Annotated in this window: 3 protein-coding genes and 1 pseudogene; 2 read left to right on the forward strand and 2 right to left on the reverse strand. The window is 73.5% G+C overall.

The window, feature by feature from the left end:
• Positions 1–346 (forward strand): annotated as a pseudogene (locus tag AB0I76_RS28470) (hypothetical protein); the annotation flags it as partial.
• 21 nt (positions 347–367) lie between these two features.
• Here the strand turns inward: AB0I76_RS28470 and AB0I76_RS28475 are convergent.
• Together AB0I76_RS28475 and AB0I76_RS28480 are read right to left on the reverse strand one after the other, a co-directional pair.
• Positions 368–670, reverse strand: coding sequence for a GYD domain-containing protein (locus tag AB0I76_RS28475; RefSeq protein ID WP_357041800.1), 303 nt, complete (start codon positions 668–670; stop codon positions 368–370).
• 68 nt (positions 671–738) lie between these two features.
• Complete coding sequence (locus AB0I76_RS28480) at positions 739–1,059, reverse strand: GYD domain-containing protein (RefSeq protein WP_357041793.1); 321 nt, start codon at positions 1,057–1,059, stop codon at positions 739–741.
• Positions 1,060–1,164: 105 nt separating this feature from the next.
• Between AB0I76_RS28480 and AB0I76_RS28485 the strand changes: the two genes are divergently transcribed.
• A partial coding sequence (locus AB0I76_RS28485; RefSeq protein ID WP_357041797.1) for an AAA family ATPase occupies positions 1,165–2,093 on the forward strand: 929 nt, incomplete at its 3' end.

A 2,093-nucleotide genomic window follows, 5' to 3' on the forward strand; every position in this document is an offset into this window, starting at 1 on the left:
GCCGGCGGCCCGCCCGGGCCCGGTTCGTCCGTCCCCGGTCCGGCCGACCGTCTCCCCGGTCCGCCCGACCGCGTCGCCGAGCCGGCCGCCGGTGCCGCCGCAGGACCAGTGCGGGGCACCGGTGAACCCGTTCGGCTACACCTACTGCGGCGGGGCCCTCATCCACGCCCCGGATGTCGGCGTGTGCCGCTGGTTCGTCTGCGTCGACGACTTCTGGATGGGTGCCGGGTACCTCGCCAAGTGCGAGGACGGCTCGATCGGCATGGTGGGCGGCCCGGCCGGCCGGTGCCCGGAGCGGGCGGGCCGGAAGGAGCCGGTGTACGTGTACCGGCCCGCCGGGAAATGACCGCCCACCGCCGGGTTCCGCTCACCTGCCCGGCGGCTCGTACGCAACGTTGATCTGCGTGGTGTCGTCCACCTCCGCCGGAGTCAGCACCGGAACAACCCGCGTGTCCAGCCCACCGGCCGCCCGGATGGCGATCGCCAGGGCGGCGGCGGTCTTGTGGTCCGGCAGCTCGCACAGCACGTACGTGTCGTCCTCGCCGAACCCGAAGTGCAGCGACTCCATCCGCCCACCGGCATTCTCGACCAGCGCCCGAACGACGTCGGCGCGCTTGGTCCCGCCGTCCGCGCTCAGCCCTTTGAGCCCTTCGACGGTGTAGGTCGACATGAGCAGGAACTTCGCCACGCCCGGATCACCTCCGCATGGTTGCTGGATGGGCGGTGCCGCCCAGCCGGTCAGCGGCCCGGCGGCTGGTACGCCACCTGGACTCCGGCCGCCGCGTCGATCTCGGCCGGTGTCAGCAGCGAAACCACGCTCGCCTCCACCCCGCCCGCCGCCCGGACCTGGATGCCGAGAGCGGCGGCGGCCACCGGATCGGGAAGCTCGCAGACGATGTACAGGTCGTGTTCGCCGAACGCGAAGTACAGCGCCTCCACGCGTCCGCCGGCGTTCTCGATCAACGCCTGGACGACCTCGGCGCGCGTCGTCCCGCCGTCCTTGCCCAGCCCTTTGATCCCCTCGGCGGTGTAGGTCGCTGTGAACAGGAACCTGGCCATCCCGACATCGCCTCCCCGTTGGTCCCGCCGCGGGTACCCACTGCCGGCCCGGCTACTCGTCCGCCCGGTAGGGTCCGGGAACGCCGGGATGGGAAGGTGACACGGATGATGCTCGCGGGGCTGACGCTGCCGCCCGCCGTCGAGGCGGAGCGGGTCATCACGGCCGTGCTCGCCGACCTGCGCTCCGGCGACCACCGCGGCGTCGTCGTCGACTCGCCGCCCGGTGCCGGCAAGTCGACCCTCGTCGTACGCGCCGCCGTCGAACTGGCCGCCGCCGGCGAGCCGTTGATCATCATCGCGCAGACCAACGAGCAGGTCGACGACCTCGTCGACCGCCTCGCCCGCAAGGCGCCCGACCTGCGGATCGGCCGGCTGTCCGCCGCCGACTACCGGCCGTCCGAGCGGGTGAAGGGCCACGAGCAGGTCCGGGTCGCCGCGAAGGTCGCCGACCTCGGTGGTCCGGCCGTCATCATCGGTACGGCCGCCAAGTGGGCCACGGTCACCGAGGGATCCTGGCCGTGGGCGATCGTCGACGAGGCGTACCAGATGCGCTCGGACGCCCTGTTGCGCGTGGCCGGCAGGTTGGAACGGGCGCTGTTCGTCGGTGATCCCGGGCAGCTGGACCCGTTCTCCACGGTCGAGACCGTGCGCTGGACGGGCCTGAGCTGGGATCCGATGCAGTCCGCCGTCGCGGTGCTGCTGCGGCACAACCCGGACCTGCCGGTGCACCGGCTGCCGGTGTCGTGGCGGCTGCCCGCGTCCGCCGCGCCGGTGGTCGCGGAGGCGTTCTACCCGTTCACCGGGTTCCGCGCGGGCACCGGCGTGTCCGACCGGGCGTTGCACCTGGTGGAGCCCGGCCCAGGAGACCAGCTCGACCGGGCGGTGGACCTCGCCGCCTCCACCGGCTGGGCGCTGTACGAACTGCCGGAGCGGTACACCCCGCGTACCGACACCGAGGCCACCGCCGCCTGCGCGGCGCTGGCGCTGCGGGTGCTGGCGCGCGGCGCGGTCGCGGTCTCCGAACACGCGCCGGC

Source organism: Micromonospora sp. NPDC049799 (assembly GCF_040656655.1).
GTDB lineage: Bacteria > Actinomycetota > Actinomycetes > Mycobacteriales > Micromonosporaceae > Micromonospora.